This is a genomic window from Pseudonocardia sp., assembly GCF_025965585.1.
In the GTDB taxonomy this organism is placed as follows: domain Bacteria; phylum Actinomycetota; class Actinomycetes; order Mycobacteriales; family Pseudonocardiaceae; genus Pseudonocardia.
In genome coordinates, this window is sequence record NZ_JAOPWR010000442.1 from 1 (window position 1) to 2,590 (window position 2,590).

1 protein-coding gene is annotated in these 2,590 nt (G+C 74.6%); it reads right to left on the reverse strand.

Going from position 1 to position 2,590, the window contains the following annotated elements:
- Positions 1–496: 496 nt before the first annotated feature.
- Positions 497–2,353: a penicillin-binding protein 2 gene (locus JWR81_RS27200; protein ID WP_297659066.1), complete on the reverse strand. Its 1,857-nt coding sequence runs from the start codon at positions 2,351–2,353 to the stop codon at positions 497–499.
- Positions 2,354–2,590 lie beyond the last annotated feature (237 nt).

Below are 2,590 nucleotides of genomic sequence, written 5' to 3' on the forward strand. Positions count from 1 at the left end.
CGGCCGCGGGGGCGCGGCGGCGATGGCGGGGCCTGCGGGGGACATGCGCGGGAGGTTACCGGCGGCGGCCCGGCCGCCCGCCCCCGCACCGGCCCTCCCGGAGTGCCCGCCCGGGCCGTCCGGCGCAGGGATCTTCCCGGTCGCCGACCACCCCCGCCCGCGGGCCCCCGACCAGGACCGACGGGCGCCCGGACGGCACCGATGGCCGCGACCGCACCCACCCGGACGGGACGGACCGGGCGGACGGACCGGACGAGGGGCACACATCCCGGTCGCCGCGACGAACCCCCCGCCCACCGATCCCCCCGACCCCGCGAGCCGGGGCCGTGGATGCGCGCACATCGAGAACTGGGTGCACGAGTCATGCCGCGGACGCGCGCACGTCGGGGGCCTGGGTACGCGCGAGCCGGGACGTGGACGCGCGCGGGTCACGGCCTGCGTGCGACTCGGACACGCCGACTCGCGCGCATCGGGAGCCCGGCTCACGGGTGGGCCGCTACTTGATCTGGAGCGTCTGGATCGGCTGCGGCTCGGTGGTCACCGGGATCTTGTCCCGCTGGGCCAGGAACGTGGCGATGTCGTGGAACAGCGGCGCCGCGCTGGCGCCGCCCGCGGGGGCGTCGAGCATGATCCCGATGACGAAGTCCGGGTTCTGCTCCGGCAGCATCCCGGCGAAGGTGATCCAGTACCTCGACTGCGAGTAGCAGCCGCACGTCGGATCCACCTGCTGCGCGGTGCCGGTCTTGCCCGCCACCATGTAGCCCGGCACGGCCGCCGCGGGGCCGGTGCCCTTCTGGCCGGGTGCGTTCTGGGTCACGGCCATGAGCATCTGCCGCACGGTGGCCGCCGTCTCGGGCGAGACGACCTGCACGCCGGCGGGCTGGGGCGTCGGGACGCGGACGCCGTCCGGGCTCGTCACCGACTCGATGATGCGCGGCGGGATCCGCAGCCCGCCGTTGGCGATGGTCTGGTACATCCCGGCCATCTGCAGCACCGTCATCGACAGGCCCTGGCCGATCGGCAGATTGCCGAACGTCGATCCCGACCACGTGTTGATCGGCGGCACGCTGCCCGCGCTCTCGCCGGGCAGGCCCACGGCGGTCTTCTGGCCGAGCCCGAACTTGGCGAGCATGTCGGCGAACCGCTGCGCCCCGACCTTCTGCGCGGTCATGATGGTGCCGACGTTGGACGACTTCGCCAGCACGCCCGTGAGCGTGTAATGGTCGAGCCCGTGCGCCCAGGCGTCGCTGATGGTGCGGTCGGCGACCTTGATGCTGCCCGGCACGTCCAGCATGTCGGTGGGCTTCGCGACGCCGTACTGGATCGCCGCCGACATCGTGACGATCTTGTTGACCGAGCCGGGCTCGAACGGGCTGCTCACGGCGGGGTTGGCGAGCTGGTCGGGCGTGGCCGCGGCGAGGTTCTTGGGGTCGAACGTCTCCCCCGTCGCCAGGGCCAGAACCTGGCCCGACCTCACGTCGAGCACGACGGTCGACGAGTCGCCCTTCGCCCCCGTCTTCGCGACGAACGCGCTCAGCGCCGTCTGGACCTTGTACTGCAGGTCGGAGTCGAGTGTCAGCTGCATCGTGGAGCCCTGCACGGCGGGCCGCTCGAAGCGCGTGCTGCCGGGGATGACGGTGTTGCTGCCCTCCGCGGTGTCGACGATGCGCAGGCCGTCGAACCCGGCGAGCATGTTGTCCTGCGAGCTCTCCAGCCCCACGCGGCCGGCGAGCCTGCCGGTGGTGGCGTCCCAGGTGGCGGTGCCGAGCACGTTGGCCGCGATGTCCCCGGCGGGGTACTGGCGGTCCTCCCGGCGCTCGATGGCGATCTCCGGGAACCTGCTGCGCAGCGCGTTGGCGACGTCGGGGTCGACGGTGGGCGCGAGCACGACGTAGCCCTTGTCGCTGGTGAGCTGGGTCTGCAGCGTGGCCTGGTCCGCGCCGGTGGCCTGCGCGATCGCCGCCGCCATCGCCGCGGTGTACGGGGCCAGGTCGGTGGGGTGTACGGAGCGGATCTGACGCGGGTTCGCGACCACCGCGCTGGCTTCGACGCTGAACGCGAGCGGGTTGCCGTCGCGGTCGAGGATCGGGCCGCGCTCGGCGGGCAGCACGATGCGGGTCTGGGCCTGCCGGGCCGATGCGGCGGAGAGGGCCGACGCCTGCACGGTCTGCACGGCGACGAGCTTCAGGGTCGCGATGGCGAGGGCCAGGACGAGGACGATCCGGCCGATCTTGAGCCGGGCGTTGTCCGACCTGGCCGTGCGACCGCGGGGTGGCGAAGGGCGGCGTGGTGGCCCCCCGCCGCGGACCGCACCGGCAGGCCGGGCCCGCGGCCGTGGCGGTGCCGTCGTCATCAGCCGGTACCCGTCCCCGCGGCCTGTCCGGCCGGGGCCGGCGCCGAGGTGGGCGCCGAGGTGCGCGCGGCGGTGCCACCGGTCGCGGAGGCCGGCGGGTTCGCAGCCGGGTTCGCCCCAGCAGGGTTCGCCACAGGCGCGTTCGCCACAGGCGCGTTCGCGGCAGGCGCGTTCGCGGCAGGCGCGTTCGCCGCAGCCGGGTTCGCGGCCGCCGGGGCGCCGGCGACGGGCTGGCCC